The sequence below is a fragment of the Halorubrum yunnanense genome, assembly GCF_026586675.1.
Lineage (GTDB): Archaea > Halobacteriota > Halobacteria > Halobacteriales > Haloferacaceae > Halorubrum > Halorubrum yunnanense.
Map to the genome: position 1 here is coordinate 134,662 of NZ_JAODIX010000028.1, position 20,173 is coordinate 154,834.

18 protein-coding genes and 2 pseudogenes are annotated in these 20,173 nt (G+C 65.7%); 8 read left to right on the forward strand and 12 right to left on the reverse strand.

From position 1 onward, the window contains the following. Positions 1-140: 140 nt before the first annotated feature. From N5096_RS06880 to N5096_RS06895, 4 genes and pseudogenes are all read left to right on the forward strand, one after another. The gene (locus N5096_RS06880) at positions 141-329 is read left to right on the forward strand and encodes a DUF5786 family protein (RefSeq protein WP_267663576.1); all 189 of its coding nucleotides are present in this window, start codon (positions 141-143) and stop codon (positions 327-329) included. 71 nt (positions 330-400) lie between these two features. Further along, positions 401-598, forward strand: a complete 198-nt coding sequence (locus N5096_RS06885; RefSeq protein WP_267663577.1) for a DUF5800 family protein — start codon at positions 401-403, stop codon at positions 596-598. Between the two features lie 397 nt (positions 599-995). Further along, positions 996-1,688, forward strand: a pseudogene (locus N5096_RS06890) (LEA/WHy family protein); the annotation flags it as partial. A gap of 241 nt (positions 1,689-1,929) precedes the next feature. Continuing rightward, complete coding sequence (locus N5096_RS06895; protein WP_267663578.1) at positions 1,930-2,733, forward strand: DUF7839 domain-containing protein; 804 nt, start codon at positions 1,930-1,932, stop codon at positions 2,731-2,733. A 39-nt stretch (positions 2,734-2,772) separates the two neighbouring features. Here N5096_RS06895 and N5096_RS06900 read toward each other — a convergent pair whose 3' ends face one another. Together N5096_RS06900 and N5096_RS06905 are read right to left on the reverse strand one after the other, a co-directional pair. Further along, positions 2,773-3,867, reverse strand: coding sequence for a radical SAM protein (locus N5096_RS06900; protein WP_267663579.1), 1,095 nt, complete (start codon positions 3,865-3,867; stop codon positions 2,773-2,775). A gap of 411 nt (positions 3,868-4,278) precedes the next feature. Beyond that, positions 4,279-5,945: pseudogene (locus tag N5096_RS06905) on the reverse strand (transposase). 298 nt (positions 5,946-6,243) lie between these two features. Between N5096_RS06905 and N5096_RS06910 the strand changes: the two are divergent. After that, on the forward strand, positions 6,244-6,552 hold the full coding sequence (locus tag N5096_RS06910) for a hypothetical protein (RefSeq protein WP_267663581.1): 309 nt from the start codon (positions 6,244-6,246) through the stop codon (positions 6,550-6,552). Positions 6,553-6,603: 51 nt separating this feature from the next. Beyond that, on the forward strand, positions 6,604-7,671 hold the full coding sequence (locus N5096_RS06915) for a two-component system sensor histidine kinase NtrB (RefSeq protein ID WP_267663582.1): 1,068 nt from the start codon (positions 6,604-6,606) through the stop codon (positions 7,669-7,671). 172 nt (positions 7,672-7,843) lie between these two features. Here N5096_RS06915 and N5096_RS06920 read toward each other — a convergent pair whose 3' ends face one another. The 10 genes from N5096_RS06920 to N5096_RS06965 form a co-directional block, all read right to left on the reverse strand. After that, the gene (locus N5096_RS06920) at positions 7,844-8,878 is read right to left on the reverse strand and encodes a tyrosine-type recombinase/integrase (RefSeq protein WP_267663584.1); all 1,035 of its coding nucleotides are present in this window, start codon (positions 8,876-8,878) and stop codon (positions 7,844-7,846) included. Then, positions 8,871-9,251: a DUF5805 domain-containing protein gene (locus tag N5096_RS06925; RefSeq protein WP_267663585.1), complete on the reverse strand. Its 381-nt coding sequence runs from the start codon at positions 9,249-9,251 to the stop codon at positions 8,871-8,873. The genes N5096_RS06920 and N5096_RS06925 overlap by 8 nt, the downstream gene beginning before the upstream one ends. A 485-nt stretch (positions 9,252-9,736) precedes the next feature. After that, positions 9,737-10,642, reverse strand: coding sequence for a phosphoribosyltransferase HisG-related protein (locus N5096_RS06930; protein WP_267663586.1), 906 nt, complete (start codon positions 10,640-10,642; stop codon positions 9,737-9,739). A 111-nt stretch (positions 10,643-10,753) separates the two neighbouring features. Then, the gene (locus tag N5096_RS06935; protein WP_267663587.1) at positions 10,754-12,394 is read right to left on the reverse strand and encodes a hypothetical protein; all 1,641 of its coding nucleotides are present in this window, start codon (positions 12,392-12,394) and stop codon (positions 10,754-10,756) included. Positions 12,395-12,497: 103 nt separating this feature from the next. Next, the gene (locus N5096_RS06940; protein ID WP_267663588.1) at positions 12,498-13,331 is read right to left on the reverse strand and encodes an MBL fold metallo-hydrolase; all 834 of its coding nucleotides are present in this window, start codon (positions 13,329-13,331) and stop codon (positions 12,498-12,500) included. A gap of 194 nt (positions 13,332-13,525) precedes the next feature. Beyond that, positions 13,526-14,863: a glutamate-5-semialdehyde dehydrogenase gene (locus N5096_RS06945; protein ID WP_267663589.1), complete on the reverse strand. Its 1,338-nt coding sequence runs from the start codon at positions 14,861-14,863 to the stop codon at positions 13,526-13,528. Then, positions 14,856-15,746, reverse strand: coding sequence for a glutamate 5-kinase (gene proB / locus N5096_RS06950; RefSeq protein ID WP_267663590.1), 891 nt, complete (start codon positions 15,744-15,746; stop codon positions 14,856-14,858). The genes N5096_RS06945 and proB overlap by 8 nt, the downstream gene beginning before the upstream one ends. Further along, entirely contained in the window at positions 15,736-16,512 is a 777-nt protein-coding gene (proC, locus tag N5096_RS06955) for a pyrroline-5-carboxylate reductase (RefSeq protein ID WP_267663591.1), read from the reverse strand. Before proC ends, proB begins: the two co-directional genes overlap by 11 nt. A gap of 97 nt (positions 16,513-16,609) precedes the next feature. Further along, positions 16,610-17,605, reverse strand: coding sequence for a glycosyltransferase family 4 protein (locus tag N5096_RS06960; RefSeq protein WP_267663592.1), 996 nt, complete (start codon positions 17,603-17,605; stop codon positions 16,610-16,612). A 103-nt stretch (positions 17,606-17,708) separates the two neighbouring features. Continuing rightward, a complete protein-coding gene (locus N5096_RS06965) occupies positions 17,709-18,584 on the reverse strand; it encodes a hypothetical protein (protein WP_267663593.1) in 876 nt (291 codons plus the stop codon). Positions 18,585-18,729: 145 nt separating this feature from the next. Here N5096_RS06965 and N5096_RS06970 point away from each other — a divergent pair, with 145 nt between their 5' ends. Continuing rightward, complete coding sequence (locus tag N5096_RS06970) at positions 18,730-19,743, forward strand: lysylphosphatidylglycerol synthase transmembrane domain-containing protein (protein WP_267663594.1); 1,014 nt, start codon at positions 18,730-18,732, stop codon at positions 19,741-19,743. 228 nt (positions 19,744-19,971) lie between these two features. Continuing rightward, positions 19,972-20,173 (forward strand): hypothetical protein (locus N5096_RS06975; RefSeq protein ID WP_267663595.1); only part of this gene is annotated, 202 nt, incomplete at its 3' end.

The window sequence follows — 20,173 nt, forward strand, 5'->3', positions numbered from 1 at the left end:
TATAAACCGTGTGGGGCGTCCGACGCGGGGCTGACGGGACCGGCGACACGGTTCCGCAGGCCTCGAACCCCCGCGGGCGACGTCTCCCCGTGCCGCGGGCAGGTCACTACCCTTTTCAGTTCGGGGCCGGAGGATGAGATATGGGATTCGGATCGTACGACGAGAGCGAACAGAAGGACCAGGACGTGGACACGGACGATGACGACGCCGTCAACGTCCACGAGAACGACCACGACGGCGAGGTCTCCATCGAGGGCGGCGCCTCGACCGACGACCTGGTTGGGCGCCTCTCGGAGATGAAAGACGACGACGGCGACGACGACGAGTAGACGAGTTCCGTCGGACTGCCGACCGCGGCCGTGTCACGCCCCTTTTACCAGATCACCGCCTACGAGGAGCTATGAGTACCGATCTCACGTTCAGCGACGACGGCGTCGACGTCGTCTACGAGGGGACCGAGTTCCGACTGGAGAAGGACCTGATCGAGGAGGCCACCGGCAAGGGGTTCCGCGATGTCACCGACCACGAGGTGTTGCAGATCGTCGCCGAGGAGCCCGACCTGGACGGCGAGCCCGTGCGAATCGGCGACGTTTTATAAGCAAATTCTGCGAAGCGGTACGATTTTACGGAAATTCAAGGAGAAAGCCCCGTGCTTCAGCGCGGGGATGAATCCGCCAACTCCTCTACAAGCCACGCTGTATGTTCTGAACGGATGTTTTAACTGAGTAATTACCGTATTAACATGTAACCGAGGCGGCCTGCCCGCCCACCTAATCGGACAATATCGGGATTCCCTGATTCCACACAGAAAGCACCCCTTTCTGTTGGTGTGATTTGGGTTGCAGTCAGCAAAGGTATCTCCGAATCCCATGCCGGGATAGGAGTAACGGCTGGTTGGCACAGCCAGTAGTTGTTCACCAAGACGACTACAAACCGTAACCATCCCAACCCAGCGGTGTGGTACCGTGGGAATCCTCGCCGTTCACGGCGGGGAGGATGTCAATCGGAGCCGCGAGATCACGACCGACCTGCTGGGCGCGTTCAACTCGGACGAGACCCGCCCGGTGAACGCCGACAGCGCGCTGACCGACGATCCGATCCTCTACGTCAACGAGACGCGGGGCGAGTGGGGAACCGTCAGCGAGGCCGAGACGCCCATCGATATGGCCTTTACGGTCTACAACCCGAACCTCGAACCGTACGTCGTCACGGAGATCGGCTACGACGTCACCCTGAACGGGATCGAGATGGCTTCGGGACAGACCGGAGAGGGGTACCTGATCCCATCGCGCAGCACCGAGACCATCGAGTTCACCACCGCGCTCCGGAACCCCCGCCTCGACGAGTGGTGGGTCACGCACCTCGACGCGGACGTGCGCGGCCATCAGGTGAGCGACCTCCAGATCGACTTCTACGCTGTCATCGAGCTCCCGAGCGGGGAGGCGGTCACCGTTCCGCTCGACGAACTGACCTACGAGGAGACGATCGAGACCGACATCTTCGGGGAGGGCGACGACGTGCGCGACTCGGGTGACGCTGAGCCGAGCGATACCGACGGCGACGGCACCGGGGACGACGGGAACACCACTGACGACGATGGGAACACCACTGACGACGGCGACGACACCACTGACGACGGCGACGACACCACCGACGACGGATCGGACGGCGGTATTCTACCGGTGTAGAGATACTGACGGCACCGAGTGCGGAACGCTTCCGTCGCTTTATCAGCGGTCTCGAAAGCGATGCGCCCGCCCACTGCGCCTCGCTGACCGCTCCGGGATACCCAACTGAACCTCACATAGAAACAAGTGTAGTTGCTTTAGAACTACTCAGATTACACGGACCGTCGAGAGACGCCGTCTAATCCGGAATCGCTTCGAGATACACAACAGTACTTTATTTCCGGCCACCCATTAATCGATAATGGCCGACGCCGATGCCGGGGGGTCCCCGGACGTCCTCGAGAACAAGCGAAGCGCGACGCGTTACCAAGTGCTCGTGGAGATCGCCGCCCGGCAGCCGGCCGTGAGCCAGGGCGAGATCGCGGACACGATCGGCGTGACCTCGCAGGCGGTCAGCGATTACGTCCGGGACCTCGTCGAGGCGGGCTACGTCGATAAGGGGGGTCGCGGTCGGTACGAAGTGACGAAGGAGGGCGTCGACTGGCTCATCTCCCGGACCGACGACCTGGAGACGTACCTCGAACGAGTGAACTCCGACGTGCTCGGCAGCGTCGAGGTCGACGCCGCGATCGCGCTCGACGACGTCTCGGAGGGGAGCGAGGTCGGACTCGTGATGCGCGACGGGGTCCTCCACGCGAACCCCGCCGGCGGGACCGCGACCGCGGTCACGGTCACGAGCGCGGCAGCGGGAGAGGCGGTCGGCGTCGCCGACTTCGAAGGCGTCGTCGACTACGACACGGGGACCGTCTCCGTGTTGCCCGTCCCGACCGTCACCGACGAGGCCCCGCCCGACCCCGAGGTGGTCTCCGCACACGCCCCCGACGACGGGCTGCTCGCGGTCGCCGGCACGGAGGCGTACGCGCTCGTCTCCCGGAGCGGTGCGACTCCGGACGTCCGGTTCGGAAGCGCCGAGGGCGTCGCCGAGGCGGGGATGCTCGGCCTCGACGTGCTGTTGGTCGCGGTGACGGACGCGATCCCGCGTCACACCTCGAAGCTCCGCGATAGGAACGTGCCGCATCGGGTCCTCGACTCGGAGGAGTTTTAATCGGTCGCCGGGCCGCGGTCGGCCGGCGCGACCCGACAGTCAGTCCGCCGCGTCCGGGACGCCCCGGCGCTCCCCTTCCAGCCTCGCCGGCAGTTTGCCCTCGTACCCCTCCGGGACGTACGGACAGAGGGGATCGCTCCCGGTCGGATCCCCGGTCGCCGCGAAGGCTCGGGAGCGACTCCCGCCGCAGACCCCTCGGAACTCGCAGGCGCCGCACTTGCCCGCGAACCCGTCCGGGTCCCGGAGCGACTCGAACAGCTCCGCGTTCCGATAGACGTCGACGACGGATCGGTCCCGGACGTTGCCCGCGGACTTCGGGAGGAACCCCGACGGGTACGTCTCCCCGGTGTGGCTGACGAAGGCGAAACCGCGGCCCGCCGTGATGCCGCTGCGCCTGCGAACCCCCTCGGTGTCGCCGTCGCGTTTCAGTCCGATCCGGCGGTAAAAGGGCGCCTCGGTGGTCTTAACGCCGAACCGCTCTTCGTCTGCGACGCCGTGGAGCCACTCCATCACCGCCTCGGCGCGCTCCGGGGCGACCGGCTCCAAGATCCGCCCCCGGCCGACCGGCACGAGGAAGAAGACGCTCCAGAGCACGGCGCCGAGTTCGCGCACCCGGTCTCGGATCGCCGGGAGCTCCCCGACGGTCTCGGCGCAGACGGTGGTGTTGACCTGCAGCGGGAGCCCCGCCTCACGGGCCGCCCGCGCCGCGGCCACCGTGTCCTCGAAGCTCTCCTCGCCGCGGAACCGGTCGTGGCTCTCCCGGGTCGCCCCGTCCAGACTGAGCGCCATCCGTTGGATCCCCGCGTCGGCGAGCGCCTCGACGCGGTCGGCGGTCAGCGACGCCGTCCCGCTCGGCGTGATCGTCATCCGGTGGCCGAGCTCGTCGCCGTACGAGACCAGTTCGGTGAGGTCGTCCCGCGCGAGCGGGTCGCCCCCGGACAGGACGATCAGCTGTCCGTCGCCGAACCCCGCGGCGTCGTCGAGGAGCCGCTTCCCCTCGCCGGTCGTCAGCTCGTCGGGGTGGCGCGAGGGCTTCGCATCGGCACGGCAGTGACGACAGGCGAGGCCGCACGCCTGCGTCACCTCCCAGATCAGAACGAGGGGACGCCGGTCCACGTCGATGTCGTCGAACATGGGGTTGATCGGAGAGAGGACCCGTTCCACCTTGGGAAACACCCCGAACGTGTTCAGCCAATGTCCCGCCGACCGACCGAGGCCCGGACTCCGGTGGGTCCGTCTCCGGCAATCGCCGGCGGAATCGACGTATCGACGCGGGGTTCGGTGTGTTCCGAACGGTACGTCTCGCCGATGCTCTCCTCGGATTACGCGAGACGGGGCGGTTTCGGGCGCGGCAGTTTGCAAGTTGAGACTACAGCGGGTATAGCGGGCCTGTAATGTGTGTTCTCGACCGAACCGACGAGCGGATCTGCTTCAGATCGTCTCCAAACGGCCAATCTTATTGAACTGCCAACTATATACGCGAATTTGGGCGATTTCCGGCAGCGTTGCCACTCAGACGCCGCGCTACCACGGGAGAGATCCTCCCTATCCGGTTCCGGTTTCCTTCTTTAACAGCGTCAGCGTATTATCGGCTGTCACTATAGGCGAATGTTCGTACTCACCACTCAACTTGACCTGAACGAGCAAATCAACAGCTCGCCAGATCGAGTACAACAGGCAAGCAAATGCGAAATAGAAGAACCGGAGCCCGAAATTCTTCGACGTCGTGGCGGCCATGAATCGTTTTATCGATTTGTAGCCGCTCTCGATCTCCCACCGGTAGCCGTACTCCGTCAGATGTCCGCTCCCTCGATTCATCATGAACACCGAGTACTGCCGGTGATCGTCGTGCTCGGAGTTCTATTTGCGTCGGTGGATCAGTGTCGTTGAGTGCCATTCGTTGTTCCCGGGGTGGAGCTTCCGGTCAGCTTCGTACCGATCTTGGCCGTGTTTGAGTAGCCGCTTGGCCTGTGCTTTCTCGCTGGTCTGCATCCGCTTAGGCACAACGTGCGACAGTTCGCGCTGGCTGATTATCTCCAGAACGTGCTGACTGTTGAACTCCCGACCCATCAGGACGTTATCAACGTGAACTATCTCCTCGGCAGAATCCAAGAGATCCGTGACGATTTCTACGCAGGACTCACCTTCCGAACTGCTCGTGCGTCAAGGACGATCGGGACGGCGTCGACGACCAATTGGACTGTCGCCCACTGGTAGGCGTACTCGTCGGTGTTCTCTTTGGTCCCAATAATCTCCTCTTCGTGGCCCGTTCGATCACCAGTGAAGGGATCAGCTTCAGTAATGTCGACAGCAATAATTCCGGCTCGGAAGAACTGTTTCGTCTCCGCGACCTCGTTCAGGAGCCTCTTGACGGCTTGTCGGTACATCTCTCGAATCTGTGCGATCGAGAGGTCACAAAGATGCTCGCGGTAGGCGTGCCCCAGCGGTGTCCGACCCCGAGTCAACTCGTGGGCGAAACTGCGAGCACCTTCGTTCGCAGCCAACCGCTCGCGAAGCCCCAGATACGTCTGTAAGTCCCAATAGGCGTTCTCATGAATCTCACAGCCCTCACTTTGATCCAGCGAGAATGCCGGGAAGACAACACGACTGACGTGGTCCGTAATCGATGCCGCTTCGTCAAGGACAGCTTCACCGTTCGGGTCTGATTCGTCCACCTCGTCACCGTGAGATGGAACAGAGTGTTCTGGTTCGCGAGGGACCGTGATACCCGACTTTAGGGCTTCGATAAGAATCGTTCGCGCGGCTGTCTGGACTGTCTCACGGAGGTCAGCAGTGAACCGCTGGTGCCAGCTACGCCAGAGTGTCGATTGGTCTGGCACCGTCTCCAAGCCCAGCTTCTCACAGAGGCCTGGGTGGTGAGTAAGGTACGTAACGAGTGCCGTCTCGTGATTCCAGCCATGGATTTCTTTGAGCAGAAAGACGCGGAACAATTGCGCCATCTTGTATCGTGTTCCCACCGAATACTGGTCGTGAGGTCGAAATTCGACATACGCCAACGGGTAGTGAGAGGCGAACTCATCGACAGAATTGAGGGGCTCGTGATCGAACCACGCGGCTGCAACGGTGCGGATATGCTCTTCAAGACCGATGAGTGAACTCCGATCGTACAATGGTGTCGAATCGTAGGCAGGCCACGTGGTGTGGGAAGTCTGTGCGATCTTCCGGACACCGTCTGTCGCGTTGCGGGCGATACTGACACAATTGGGTCTGCAGTATCAAGAACGCGTCTAAATGCCCACTGGGAATCAACGAAGTATCGCGGTTTGTCAGTGATAAGATATTGATTAGGACGTAGTGACCGACTTAGACGAGAATCTATTCAGCGCAATCCCCAATCAGCCAGTCGTTGATGTCGTTCGAAGCCGCATTGACTTTCGCAACCAGACACCACTTGCCCACCACCCCAGCGGTCAGCAGTATTGATTAACGGCGGCTTTATCCAATTAATCAAAAATTTGTTAGATGTGAAAATGATTTATCTTGACATGCATGGATTACCTACACTCTGTTATGATTGCCTTACCGCCGTTAGACAAGGAAGAATTCAGCCTCCTTGTCCGCAAGTCGATCGGCAGTGAGGAGGAGATAGGTGAGGCAGTCGTAGATGCGTTTCTCGCTGCGGGAGTGGATGTCTACGAGCGTCCCACCACGCTGGCAAATTGGATTAATCCCGATGTCTTTGAGACCCTCCAGTGGTCTTCTGGTCGTCCGCTATACTTGGGTATGCAGATTTGGGACCATCGAGTGGTCATGACCCCGGAAGAGGTCCGGATCTACACCGATCAGGTGAATATCTGATGCTCCACCCTCTTTCGAGCACCCAGTTGGTATCGACTACGAGAGGCCACGATGTCTAACCCTCCCGATGGTACCCGTGGAAGGCGTACTCAGGACGAGGAAGCCCTATATCAGCACCTGATTGAAGGAGTCTCCTCCCACGCCATCTTCATGCTTGACTCAGACGGTATGATCACCGCTTGGCCTACTCCAGCCCGGACGCTGTACGGGTATGAATCCGAATCGGTGCTGGGCAACAGTCTGCGGGAGCTGTTTGCCGACGATGGGACAGCCGAGTTCGATATCGATATTGACGAGGACGAATCACACCCTGATGTCGCTGCTATGCTTGCCGAGGCTGAGGACGACACGATCGATGACGAGCAGTGGCACCAGCGGGCAGACGGCTCTGTCTTCTGGGCCACGATGACGATCTCGCCACTCGAACACAACGAGGAATATACAGTCATTAGCCAGGACACGACGGCAAAAAAACAACACGAGCGAATGCTCGAGCACCAGAACGACCGCCTCAAGGAGTTCACCGACATCCTGGCCCATGATCTGCGGAACCCGCTGAACGTGATCGACGGCCGGCTCGACCTCTATCAGGAGACTGGCGATCCCGAGCACATCGAATCGATCGAAGCGACGACCGACCGGATGGAACAGTTGGTTGACGACCTGATACGGGTGGCCCGGCAGGGTAACATCGTCACGGATCCGGAACCGACCGACATCAGCGACGTGATCACCATCGCGTGGGAAGGGACGGGCGGTACTGCGGATAGGGCAACGCTGGACTACGAGACGGCGCGTCCAGTGAGTGCGGACGGCGACAGACTCTGTGAATTATTCGAAAACATCTTTCGGAACGCCGTCGACCACACCGAGTCAGATGTGACCGTCCGGGTGGGGGCGCTCCCGGGTGGGATCTACATCGAAGACGATGGGCCTGGGATCCCCGAAGACATCCGAGGGGAGGTGCTTGACCACGGGTTCACGACCCGTGAGGAGGGCTCGGGATACGGGCTCTCTATCGTGCGTACCATCGCCAACGCGCATGGCTGGGACGTGAGGGTGGCCACAGCCGATACTGGCGGAGCCCGGTTCGAGATCACGGGTATCGAATTTTTGTGATCTAAGACTCTCCGAATCAAAACCTCCCAATCTACATCGTATGCATTGAGATGATCAGTCTCCAATTACCACGGCAGTTAATTTTCTATAGCGAAATAGAGTTTACTCGTTCGAATCGCGACGTCTTATTGTTGGTGTCAGATCGACAGAATTCAGGGGCCGGCCTCCGAAACTACTCCAACAGCCTGTAGACGTTCGCGTCGTACGTCTCTCGCACCTGATCGCCCCAGTTGTGGGTGTAGGTGTCGATCACGTCGTCGGCGACGTCGCCGCGCAGGTATTTGACCACGCCCCGGTCGCCGGTCCTGTCGCGCAGGTGGGTCGTGAAGAAGTGCCGGAAGTAGTGGGGCGTGACGTTCTCGGCGGCGCCGCCGCCCGTCCGGTACCAGCCGGCGTCGCGGGCGTACCGCTCCACGACGTGTCGCACGGCTTGCGGATCGAGCCGCTCGCCCCATCCCTCCGCCGTGCCCACGAACAACGGCTCCGACGGCGAGGGGCTATCGGGTCGGATCGCCAGCCAGCGCTTCAGCGTCCGGGCCAGCTCGTCGTCGACGGGGATCACCGTCCCCCGCTTGCGCTTGTTCGACGCCGTCCTGACCTCACCGTGTAGCTCCTCTCCGACCGCCGCGTCGGGCGTCACGTACAGCGAATTCGGTCGGTCTTCGAGGACAGCACGGGTTCCGAGGCGGTACGCGTCCCGGAGTTCGGCGTCGTCGACGGCGAGGTCTCGGAGATCCAGGTTACAACACTCGCCGACCCGCATACCGGTCTTGAGCAGCGTCACCACGAGGGCTCGGTGGAGCGGGTGGCAGACGCCGGCGACGAACTCGCGCATCGCCGGGATCGAGATGTCACGTCGGGCGGGATCCTTATCCACCGTCTCGTCCATCTCCTCCATCACGAGCGTCATCGGGTTCCCCTCGAAGACGCCGACTTCGGTCATGTACCCGTAAAACCGGTGGAGGTAGGCCGCGTACGTCGCCACCGTGCTGTCGGCGACGTCGCCGCGCAGCGAGTGCACGAACGACATGCAGTCGCGGTGGGTCGCCGACGCGGGGGTCATCTCCGCGCCGAGGAACTCCTGGAACCTGCGGAGGACGCGCTCGTAGGACTCTCGGGTGCGCTCGGTCTTCCCGTGGTACGTGAGATCCTCGACGAAGTAGCTCACCGGGTCGTCCACCTCGTCCGGCGCTCGGGCGCTACTCATCGACGAGGGTGTATCCGCCTTTTCGTCCGTTGTACCGGATTCGGTTGTGATCCTGTAACGCGTCGAGCGTCTCCTCCAGCTGATCCTCGAAGTCGCCCACCACGGCCTCGACGAGCTCCTCCCACGAGAGCGGCTCCTCGGAGAGTGCCGCTTCCACCCGCGTTTCGAGGTCGTTACCCTCTGGGTCAGACCCGGAAGGATCGGGTTCCGCGGCCTTCTCCGATCCGCCTATCGAGAACCCCCGTCGTCCCGCCTGTACCATCGTCCGAACGAACTCGCTCTGCGACATCCCGAGCTCGTCCGCGTGTCCCTGCCACCGATCCTTCTGTTCGGCGGGAACGTACGTCTTCACCGAGCGGCGATCGTCGCTCATCGTTCGAACTCTGCTTCATCGGCTGCCAACTTCAATCTATCCCACAATTCCGGATAATGTCACTTATACTGAATTTCATCACCCTATCTCCCCGCCAGATACTATTGTATCCTGTTTTCTGGTACCATATTTCTGTAATAGAGATATATAAATACGGATATATTACAGCGGCGTAAGTTGGGTACCAACGATCGGAATGCAGCGAGTCGACGTACCGTCCGTGGAGGTCCGGAGGTGCTTCGTTAACTCGGAGCGCAGCCCTTACTGACACGAGTCCTCGGCTCGATCGGTTATCGGCGCCGCTTACCTATCCAATTGCGGTCGACGACGGTCTCGGCCGACTTCGATGACGGGGAGTCCGCCGTTATCCGAACTGATCTCACGACAGTTCGTCCGGTTCGAGGGCTCCTCTCGACACGGTACGTTGTGAGAGCGCGTTCTCTCCGCGACGAGTATATTTTATGTCGCTATAGAAACTGCCGGGATCAGACTCGGATCTCGGAGGCCGCGTCGTCGACGTCGAGAACGGCTATCGCGCGCTCGACTCTCGGGTCGCTCTCGACCACGTTCCGCATCAGTACAGTCTCGCTCGGGAAGAGGTGCTCGCCGACGACGAGACCGTGCTCCCGGGCCGTCGACCCGGTGACGGTGAGGTAGACGCCGACTCCGGTCCGCGCGATGCCCGCTTCCTCTTCCTCGTCGGGGTCCGGATAGACGAAGTCGACGTCGTCGAGCGCGTCGGTGCCCAGCACCGCGGTGACCAGTCGCTCGTACCGGGGAGAGATGCAAAGCGCCCCCTCGTAGCCGCCGAGGAACGCGCGGTCGAGGTCGGTCCCCGGCTCGAGCTGCTCGGGCCGTGCCATCAGCGTGTGGTAGACGGTGTCACCGAGCCCGTTGACGACGCGGACGTCGGTGTCGACGGGGTCGATCCGCTCGTTGACGTCGGCGATCTCGCCGAGCCCCTCGGGGCGGATCCCGACGACCTCTTCCAAAACGAGGTCCGCGGAGTCGAACCCGAGCGCGAACTCGTGGGTCCGGAGGGCGCGGAACGGCTCCTCGCGCCCGACGAGCTTCAGCCTCACGTCGCCGAGGTCGACGGTCGCGGCGTCGAAGACGATCCGGCGGGGCTTCCCGTCGCGGTCATCGCGCAAGAGCGTGAACTCCGGCTCCGCGGGAGCGTCTGGGGCAGAGTACTCGGACAGCCGCTCGTAGGGCCCCTCGTCGGCCTCGACGCGGTCCTTCGTGATCGCCTTCTCGTAGCGGAGCGTGTTGCTCACGCTGTCCGCGAGCCGGTCCAGCCGGTCGTCGTGTCCGACGGCCGCGATCCGTTCGAGGACCGCTTCGAGGGGCCGGCCCTTCCGCGGGACGGCGACCGGTACCGGTTCAGTCATTACCTGCTGTCGGTCGCCGCGGCTGAAACGGGTTGCGCTTTCGGTCCGCCGGAAACGCCGGTCGGTCCGGACGCGCCCAAATCGAAGAGAAATCCGGTCGAAACGGCGCCGTTACGGCCCGAACGCCTCGTTGAGCCGTTCCCGGAACGCTTCGAGCTCTTCGAGGTGATCGTTGATATCGTCGATCTCCGCCTCGACGTCCTCGAGGTCTTCCCCGAGCCGGTCCTCGACCTCCGTCAGGCGGGTATCGACCTCGGCGAGGTCGTCCCACAGATCGTCGAACTCCTCGTCGAAGCGCCCCATTCTGGCCTCCACGTCGTCGACACGCTCCGCCGTCGACTCGGCGGACGCGGCGGCGTCGTCGACCTCCTCGTACAGCGTCTCGATGTCGTCGTCGACGTCGTCGAGCGCCTCGTCGAGCGCGGCCGTCTCCCCGTCGATCCGAGAGACGTCGTCCTCGACGGTCGAAACCGTCGCCTCGACGCCGTCGACCCTGTCGTCGACGCCGTCGACGCGCTCCGTCACCGCGTCGACCTCAGCTGAGACCTCGTCGACGGAGTCGTCGACGCCGGAGACCGTCTCCCGCAGGTCCTCTCGGTCGGCGTCGGCCGCGTCGACCCTGTCGTCGAGCGCGTCCATCTCGGACTCGACGGTCTCCACCTTCCGGTCGAGCTCGTCGAGGATCTCTCGCGCCGTCCCCTCGCCGTCGATGAACTCCGCGAGCGCGTCGGCGTACGCCTCGATGTCGGCGACGCTCGACTGGAGGCGAGCGATGCGGACGTCGACGCTCCGCGGAACCCCGACGTCGAGCTCCTCGCTGAGCGTATCCAAGTCCTCCTCCGCGACCTCGCCGGCGCGGATCTCGGCCGCCAGCGCGGCCGCGAGGCCGCCCTCAGGGGACGCGTCGGGATCGGGGTCCGCGTCGGGCTCGCGGGGCTCGGCGGCGTCCTCGTCCGGTTCCGCGGCCTCGCTCTCGTCGCCGGTCTTCTCGTCCGCGTCGACCGGCGCTTCCGGCTCGGCTATCGCCGCGGACCCGTCGTCGCGAGCCGTGACCGCGGGGGTGCCGTCCGCGGAGACGGCGCGCGGCTCGGGAGCGTCCGACTCGTCGGGCTCGTCGTCGGACTCCTCCGCCTCGGCGACGCCCTCAACGTGGGTTTCTAACTCTTCCTCCGGATCCTCTTCCTCGGCGTAACTCTCCGGATCTTCTTCCGCCTCTGCGATCCCCTCGACATAACTCTCCGGGTCCTCGTCCGGTCCCGTCGCGGACGCTCCCGCGTCGTCAGCGCCGCCGATCGGGTCCTCCATCCCCGGGAGGGTAGCGCGATCGCCGGAGAGGACCTCCCTGACGGCGTCGGTGTCGCCGGTGCCGAGGACGTCCTCTATCTCCTCGCCAACGGGGACGTGCTCGATCACCGGCGTGCCGAGGAAGCCGTCCAGGTCCGGGTCGTCGTCTCGGATCCCGAACACCGTCTCGACCTCGTTGCCCGGGTCGAGCACGCGCTCGAACTCGACACGGTGATCCTTATACGCGGTCCAGTTCCCGCTCTCGTACTCCGGGTGGAACCCGATGCGGTCCATCGGGAACGACTCCGGGATCCGGTCGACGATGCGCACGCGCACGGGGTCCTCGCGGGAGGAGGAGAGCTCGTAGGTCACCGCGGGCACGGGGAACGCGTCGTCGGTAAAGGATTTCTCGACGCGAATACCGTCCTCGTCGACGGTCGCCGTCGCTTCTGCCGTCGGTTCGCTCATACCGAGACCTCCCGGAGCAGGGGTTTAAATTCCACGGGCCGCGTGTCGGCGTTGATAACCACCGAGGCGCGAAGGCCCGGGCTCAACCGCTCGGCCGGAGGGGTTATAACTCGATCCGGTCGCCGATCTCGACGACCTCCAGCCGGTTCGGGTGCTCGAAGCTCCGGACGTGTTCGTGCAGCGCGGTCGGGTCCGCGGTCAGCCCCTTCCACATGTCCCAGTGCGTCGGGACGAGTCGGTCGAGACCGAGGTCGTTCGCGGCCTTCGCGATCTCGTTCTCGTCGCTGTACCACTTGGTGCGGACCGGTTCGCCGGTCTCCTTGTCCGGAACCGCCCCCACAGAGCCGAACGCGAGGATCCCGAGGTCGACGTCGAACTCCTGGGCGAGCCCCGGGAACGACTCCGAGGGCTTGCTGTCGCCGGCGTGAAACACGGTGCCGGTCTCGTGCTCGATCACGTACCCGACGGGGTGCGTGGCGTCCGAGTCGTGCGTTTCCACGACGTGTACCGCGAACTCGCCGACCCGCAGCTCGTCGCCCTCGGTCACCTCCAGGAAGGCCTCCTCGTCGACGTCCCACTCCTCGGTCCAGCGTTCCTCCTCGCGCGCGACCGCGAGCGAGTCATCGGGCGCGACGAAGTCGGCGTCGGTGTTCGCGAGGATCGGCGCCTGCGAGGGCCCGTGGACGTGGTCGGTGTGCTCGTGGGTCGCGAGCACCGCGTCCGCGACGTCGACGTCGGCGGGGTCGAAGGGGACCGGGACCATCCGGACCGTGCGGGGCGGGTCGCCCGTGCCCACGTACGGATCGATCCAGAGGACGGTGCCCTCGCTCCCTTTGATCGCGAAGCCGTTACAACCCAGGTACCACAGCGCCACGGTGTCGGGGTCGGCGTCCGCGACCGCGCGCGGCAGCCAGTCGCCCCAGTCGGAGTCGGCCATGTCCGTCGCTGCGGGGCCGCGCGTGGTAATGATTCCGGAGTGAGGCAGAATAGTGTTCTTACTGGAACGACAAATTTCTGTCCGAAGCCGATCTTTTAAATTGTATGTCGCTATATGAAATCTCGCTCGAAAGCGAACTCAGACGGGACGGAAAAAACGCGGAACGACAAACCCGAAAAAGCGAACGGAGACGCCTACTTCCCGCCGGACTCCCACTCGGCGTCGAGCTCTCGGTGCGCGAACGAGAGCGCGTCCTCGCCGCTGTAGCTCGCGACGAGGTGGCCGTCGCCCTCGAGGTAGTACTTGTAGGTGGTGAGCCCCTCCAGCCCGACCGGGCCGCGCGCGTGGACCTTCCCGGTCGAGATGCCGACCTCGGCGCCGAGCCCGTAGCGGTAGCCGTCGGCGAAGCGCGTCGAGGCGTTGTGGAAGACGCTCGCGGCGTCGATGCCCGTCATGAACGCGTCCGCGGCCGACCGGTCCTCCGTGACGATGGACTCGGTGTGTTTCGAGCCGTGCGCGTTGACGTGTTCGATCGCCTCGTACACGTCGTCGACGAGTTTGATCGACAGTTCGAGGTCGCCGTACTCGGTGTCCCAGTCGTCGTCGGTCGCCGCGCCGACGTCGACGACCTCGCGGGTGGCCGCGTCGCCGCGGAGCTCAACCCCCGCGTCCTCGTACCGGTCGACGAGGCCCGGGAGGAAGTCGGGCGCGACCGACTCGTTCACGAGCAGCGTCTCGACCGCGTTACACACCGCCGGGTACTGGACCTTCGCGTCGAAGGCGACGTCGGCGGCCATCTCCGGGTCGGCCTCGTCGTCGACGTAGACGTGACAGATCCCCTCCGTGTGACCCAGTACCGGAATCTGGGTGTTGTCCTGGATGTAGGAGACGAACTCCGAGGAGCCCCGGGGCATCACGAGGTCGACGGCGTCGTCGCGTTCGAGCAGGCGGTCGACCTCCTCGTGGGCCTCGACGAGCCCCGCCCAGCCGTCGGGGAGGTCCGCGGTCGCCTCGCGGATCACCCGGTGGAGGACGCGGTTCGACTCGCTCGCCTCGCTCCCGCCCTTGAGGATGACGGCGTTGCCGGACTTCAGCGCGAGCGCCGCGATCTGGACGAGCGCGTCCGGCCGCGACTCGAAGACGGTCGCGACGACGCCGATCGGCACCGAGACGCGGAACAGCTCCAGGTCGTCGTCGAGCTCGCGGGCCGCGAGCGTCCGGCCCAGCGGGTCCGCCTGCTCGGCGACCGACTCGACCATCTCGGCGATGTCGCCGAGCTTCGCGGCGTCGAGCTTCAGGCGGTCGACGAGCGCCCGCGTGTACTCGCCGCGCTCCAACATCTCCTCGGCCGCCTCGACGTCCCGCGCGTTCGCCTCGAGGATGTCGCTCTCGTTCGCGCGGAGCGCGTCGGCGATCGACCGGAGCGCGTCGTCCCGGGTCGCCTCGTCGGCGTTGGCGAGCCGCAGGGCGGCCCGCTGCGATTCCTCGATCAGTTCGTCCGTGTCGCGTTCGACCGCTGTCGTCTCACTCATTCGTCTCACCACCTGTCGGCACGAATAGCGTGCCCGTCGGCTTACCGTCTGCGATCCGGTCCAACACGTCCGGGGTCGCCGAGCCGGCGATGACGGCGGGGGTCCCGTTCTCGGCGGCGTCGCGGGCGCCCTCTACCTTCGTCTGGATCCCGCCGAAGTCGGAGGTCGTACTGTCGCCGACGAGCTCGCGGACGGCGTCGTAGTTCGTCCCCACGGCCTCGATGAGCGTTGCGTCGGGGTCGCGCTTCGGGTTCCCGGTGTAGACGCCGTCGACGTCGGTGAGCGTGACCAGCAGGTCGACGCCGAGCGCGAGCGCGGCCGACGCCGACAGCATATCGTTGTCGCCGATCCGCAGCTCGTCGGTCGCGACCGCGTCGTTCTCGTTGATGATCGGGACGACCCCCCACTCCAGCAGCGTCTCGACGGTGTTGGTGAAGTTGTCGAACCGCTCGGGGGCGTCGAGGTCGGCGCCGGTCACGAGGATCTGCGCGACCGGCTGGTCGTAGCGGTCGAAGCTCTGCGTGTAGTGGCGCATCAGGAGGCTCTGCCCGACCGTCGACAGCGCCTGGCGCTCGTCGATCACGTCGCTGCCGCGGTCGATGTCGACGTCGACCGCGGTCGCCCCGTCGCCGTTCCCGAGCCGGCCGATCCCGGCGCCGACGGCGCCCGAGGAGACGAGGACGACCTCCTTGCCGCGCCGGCGGAGGTCCATCACGTCGGCGACGAGCTTGTCGAGCTTCACGCGGTCGAGCCGCGACTCCCCGTCGGTCAGGGAGTTGGTGCCGGCCTTCACGACCACGCGGTCGGCCTCGGCGGCCGCGGTCCGCGCGCGGTCGACGGCTCCCGAGTCCACGGCCCCGACGGCGGCGCCGTCACTCGTCATCGAACGCCTCGGCCAGCTCCCGCGAGCGCTCTTCGGCCGCCGCGACGGCGTCGACAACCGCCTCGTCGGCGTCGCTGTCCCAGAGGACCTCCATCCCCTCGATCGTCGTCCCGTTCGGCGAGCAGACCGCGTCGATGAGCTCGTCCACGCTCCGGTCGTCGCGGAGGACGGTCTCGGCCGCTCCTTTAAACGTCTGTGCCGCGAGCGTCTCGGCCTGCTCGGGGTCGAGCCCGCCGTCGATCCCGGCCCGCTTCACCGCGTCGATGAGGTAGAAGGCGAAGGCCGGGCCGCTGCCGTTGACCGCGGTCGAGACGTCCATCAGCGACTCGTCGACCTCGACGAACTCGCCGGCGTCGTCGAGCATGGCGCGGACCTCGTCGGTGAGCCCCTCGTTGGTCGCCGCCGCCGCCATGTCGCCCGTCTCGGCCGCGAGGTTGGGCATGATCCGGACGACGGAAGCCGGCGTGCGCTCGGCGACGAACTCGCGGGGGAGGCCCGCGGCCAGCGTCACGAGCTGCTGGTCGGCCGTCAGGTCGAGGTCCGCGAGCGCGTGCTCGGCGATGTCCGGCTTCACGGCGAGGACGACGATGTCGGCCTCTTTCGCCGCGGCGGCGTCCTCGGTCGTCGCGTCGGCGACGTCCGCGACCGCGGCGAGCGCGTCGGGGTCGAGGTCGATCGCCGTCAGGTGATACGAGTCGGTTCTCGCGAGGCCGCGCAACAGGGCGCCCCCCATGTTCCCGCAGCCGATGACGCTCACGCGTGTCATGTTACCTGCACGGAGAGGACTCAGGGTCATACCAACTGCGGTTTACACAAGGCTGCCGCGGAGTGACCGAAACGCCCCGATCGCGGCCGGTGCGACCTCAGATCAGTCCGTCGTACAGCGACCGGTACCGCTCCGCGAGGGCGTCGAGCGAGAACGCCTCGCTGCGCGCGGCCGCGGTCGACCCGAGCCGCTCGCGGAGCGCGGGGTCGCCCAGTCGCCGTATCGCGTCCGCGAACGCTGCGGTCTCTTCGCCCGCGTCGGCGGGGTCGACTTTGAGGCAGTCTTCGCCGTCGTCGAGCCAGGAGAACGTCTCGATGTCGCGGACGACGACCGCCTTCCCGGCGGTCATCGCCTCCAGCAGCGCGATCCCCTCGTTCTCCTCGTGGGTCGGGAACAGGAACACGTCGCCCGCGGCGAACGCCCCCCGGACGTCGTCGACGAACCCGGTGAACGTGCAGTTGTCGGGCGACTCCTCGACGAGTCGCGTCGTCTCGCGGCCTTTTAAAGAGAGGTCGAGCGGGCCGAACCACGCGAAGTCGACGTCGGGCAGCTCGCGGGCGAGGTCGACGAACGTCTCTAACCCCTTCCGCTTGATCACGTGGCCGACGAGGAAGACGGTCGGCGGAGAGAGGTCGTACCGCTCGCGGTACTCGTCTTTCAGCGACTCGAAGCCCGCCAGCTTCCCGCGGTCGACGCCGTTCGAGATGACGGTCGTCGGGGCGTCGGCGTACCCCTCGATCACGCCGCGGTTGTACTCGGAGGGGCAGACGAGCGCGTCGGCGAGCCCGTACGCGCGGCCGAGGTAGGGCCTGAGTGGCTTCGCGAGCGCGTTGGTGAACCGGAAGCTGTCGCCGAAGTCCTCGGCGGTGACGTGGGTGTGCGCGACCACCGGCACCCCGCGGTCGCGCGCCCGCTTCGCGTACCACACCGAGCGCGGCCCCATCAGGTTGCAGTGGAGTACGTCGGCGTCGAGTGTCGGCCCGGTGGTGTATTCGATCCCCTCGCGGTCAAGCATCTTCCGCTGGTGGACGACCGACTCCTTGATGCCGCCGGTCACGCGCTCCTCGAACTCCAAGTAGTGGCTGACCCTCATCTCGGGAGCGCGGACGCGGACGTGTCTGCGCGAGAGGCCGCGAGAGTGCCCCGAGCCACGCCGGAGCGGGCGGTCGGGGGGACGCCCCGAGCCGCGTCGACGCTCACTCGACTTCCAGCCACGGGACCTCCATCAGCGGCGGGATGTGCGTCTCGATGTGGTGTTCCCACACGCCCTCCTCGCCGAACGCCTCGCCGTGGTCGGCGGTGACGACGACGGTCCCGTCGAGCTCCTCGACGAGCTCCGCGACCGACTCGAGGGCGATCCGGAGGTTCTCCTCGTAGAGGCGGAGCGCGGTGACGCGCGTGCCGTCTTTCACGAGGTCTGCCGGGTCGAGCTCCAGCCACAGCCCCGCCTTCTGCGCGAACTCGCTGTCGTCCAACCGGCTCTCGATCTTGGGTCGGACCGTGTCGCTGAGCGAGGAGAGGAGGCCGCCGTCGTCCCCGCCGTCGGCCGCGTCGTCCTCGTCGGACTCCTCGTCTTGGCGTTTGATCCCCTTCTGGATCTGCTTGAGCTTCTGGCCCTTCCCGCGCGAGAGGTACGGGGCGTGCGGCTGCATGTAGTGGAGCACCGTGCGGTCGGCGCTCTCGATCGCCTCCGAGTTGTTCCGGTACGCCTCCGCGAGGCTCTCGGGCGGGACCGTGCCGAGGTCGTCGTCCCAACCGGTCTTCCAGACGTCGTGGATGTCGCTGATGTGGTCGGAGGCGGTCCACTCGTAGTCGCAGCTCGCGCCCCACTTCAGCTCGTTCAGTGGAATACCGAGGTCGTTGATGAAGGGATTGCCGGAGAAGTAGGCGATGTCGTGGTCGCCGGTGAACGTCCGGTAGGCCCACTCCGGAGTCGACGAGCCGACGCTCCAGCGCTTCTCGAGGTCGCCGTCGAGGTACTCGTCGTACACGTCCTCGAACACGTCGTAGCGACACGCGTCGAGGACCAGGCAGTAATCCCACTCGGACTCGAGGAACCGCTGGTCGTCCATAGGTTGCGGTACCGTACCCCGCCGACCGTTGTATTCCTGTTGATGCTCGGCCGACGCCCTCTCCCCGCGGTTGGTCGGACCGAGGCAACGGGCCAGCGACCGCGGCGATCAGACGTTTCAAGTTCGGTACCGACGCAGGGTCCGTATGGACGGGACGCGTCGCCGGGGGCTGGTAATCGGAGGGGTCGCGGCGGTCGGGATCCTTGCGGTGCTGTTCGTGGCCGTCGGCGCGGACCAGGTGGTCGACACGGTGTTCGCGGCCGACCGCGGGCTGGTCGCGGCGACGTTCGGGCTCGGGTTCTGCTGGCTGCTCGCGTGGAGCCTCATGCTCAGGACGGTCCTCGGCGCGGTGGACGTCCACCTCCCGGTGACCACGTCCTTCCTCGCGTACGCGGGCGCCGTCTTCGCGAACAACGTCACCCCCTTCGGACAGGCCGGCGGCGAACCGGTCGCCGCGGCCCTCATCGCGAAGGTGTCCGGGTCGCGCTACGAGACGGGGCTCGTCGGCATCGCCAGCGTCGACGTGCTCAACGTCGTCCCCTCGATCTCCCTGGTCTTCCTCGGGGTCGGCGCCTACGCCGCCACCGCGGCCGTCGGCGAGCGCCTGGGGGTCGCCGTCGCGGTCGCCGTCGCGCTGATCGCGTCGATTTCGACCGCGATCGCGCTCGGCTGGCGCTACCGCCGGGCGATCGCCGAGCGACTCCCGGCCGCCGTCGGCGGGCTCCTCGGCCGACTGAATCGGTTCGACGCCGCCGCCGTCGAGGAGACGCTCGCGGCGCGCCTGCGGAGCTTCTTCGAGGACATCGAGCGCGTCGGGACGAGCCCCCGGCGCCTCGCGGCCGCGGTCGGGCTCTCGCTGGCCGGGTGGACGCTCCAGGCGGCCGCGCTCGCGGTCGCGTTCGCCGCCGTCGGGAGCCCGATCCCGCCGGAGGTCGCGCTGTTCGCGGTCCCGCTCGCGTACGTCGCGGGCGCCACGCCGCTGCCCGGCGGGCTCGGCGGGATCGAGGCGGCGTTCGTCGGGTTGCTCGTCCCCACTACGGGGGTCGCCGCGTCGACCGTCACCGCCGCCGTGCTCGTCTTCCGCGGCGCCGTCTACTGGATGCCGATGCTGATCGGCGGGGTCTCGGTCTCGGTGCTAGGGATCGACGCGGTCCGCTGAGCGAGCGGAGGGCTATTTATAAATACGTCTGCGATAGCGCGCTCCGGTGAGCGCCCCCGAGCGCGAACCGAGCGCGGGGGAGTCGCCGGTCCGGAGCGGCGCGGGGGAGTCGCCGGTCCGGAGCAGCGCAGAGGACCGACAACGAGGCCGGGGAGGCGTGAGGTGCGGTCGCTGTGCTGTGCGGGGTGGGGATTCAAAAGGCCCGCCTCGCCGGCCGGGGCTTCGGAAGTGTTCGCCACCGATCCAGAACTATTCACTTACGAGCGACCGGCAGCGAGCCGCGAAGCGCCTCAGGCAGCCGGCGCACAGCCCCCGGCGACTGCGGCTTTGGAGGAGGTCACCAGCGATGCGCTGTCGGCCGTTTATACCCTGAACAGGCGCAATACCACGGCGTTCACGCCGTGGATACGCGCCGTCACTTGGGGAAAGT

Coding starts and splice junctions, on each gene's coding strand:
- N5096_RS06880 (WP_267663576.1), top strand. CDS start 141: ATGGGATTCGGATCGTACGACGAGAGCGAACAGAAGGACCAGGACGTG.
- N5096_RS06885 (WP_267663577.1), top strand. CDS start 401: ATGAGTACCGATCTCACGTTCAGCGACGACGGCGTCGACGTCGTCTAC.
- N5096_RS06895 (WP_267663578.1), top strand. CDS start 1,930: ATGGCCGACGCCGATGCCGGGGGGTCCCCGGACGTCCTCGAGAACAAG.
- N5096_RS06900 (WP_267663579.1), bottom strand. CDS start 3,867: ATGTTCGACGACATCGACGTGGACCGGCGTCCCCTCGTTCTGATCTGG.
- N5096_RS06910 (WP_267663581.1), top strand. CDS start 6,244: ATGGATTACCTACACTCTGTTATGATTGCCTTACCGCCGTTAGACAAG.
- N5096_RS06915 (WP_267663582.1), top strand. CDS start 6,604: ATGTCTAACCCTCCCGATGGTACCCGTGGAAGGCGTACTCAGGACGAG.
- N5096_RS06920 (WP_267663584.1), bottom strand. CDS start 8,878: ATGAGTAGCGCCCGAGCGCCGGACGAGGTGGACGACCCGGTGAGCTAC.
- N5096_RS06925 (WP_267663585.1), bottom strand. CDS start 9,251: ATGAGCGACGATCGCCGCTCGGTGAAGACGTACGTTCCCGCCGAACAG.
- N5096_RS06930 (WP_267663586.1), bottom strand. CDS start 10,642: ATGACTGAACCGGTACCGGTCGCCGTCCCGCGGAAGGGCCGGCCCCTC.
- N5096_RS06935 (WP_267663587.1), bottom strand. CDS start 12,394: ATGAGCGAACCGACGGCAGAAGCGACGGCGACCGTCGACGAGGACGGT.
- N5096_RS06940 (WP_267663588.1), bottom strand. CDS start 13,331: ATGGCCGACTCCGACTGGGGCGACTGGCTGCCGCGCGCGGTCGCGGAC.
- N5096_RS06945 (WP_267663589.1), bottom strand. CDS start 14,863: ATGAGTGAGACGACAGCGGTCGAACGCGACACGGACGAACTGATCGAG.
- proB (WP_267663590.1), bottom strand. CDS start 15,746: ATGACGAGTGACGGCGCCGCCGTCGGGGCCGTGGACTCGGGAGCCGTC.
- proC (WP_267663591.1), bottom strand. CDS start 16,512: ATGACACGCGTGAGCGTCATCGGCTGCGGGAACATGGGGGGCGCCCTG.
- N5096_RS06960 (WP_267663592.1), bottom strand. CDS start 17,605: ATGAGGGTCAGCCACTACTTGGAGTTCGAGGAGCGCGTGACCGGCGGC.
- N5096_RS06965 (WP_267663593.1), bottom strand. CDS start 18,584: ATGGACGACCAGCGGTTCCTCGAGTCCGAGTGGGATTACTGCCTGGTC.
- N5096_RS06970 (WP_267663594.1), top strand. CDS start 18,730: ATGGACGGGACGCGTCGCCGGGGGCTGGTAATCGGAGGGGTCGCGGCG.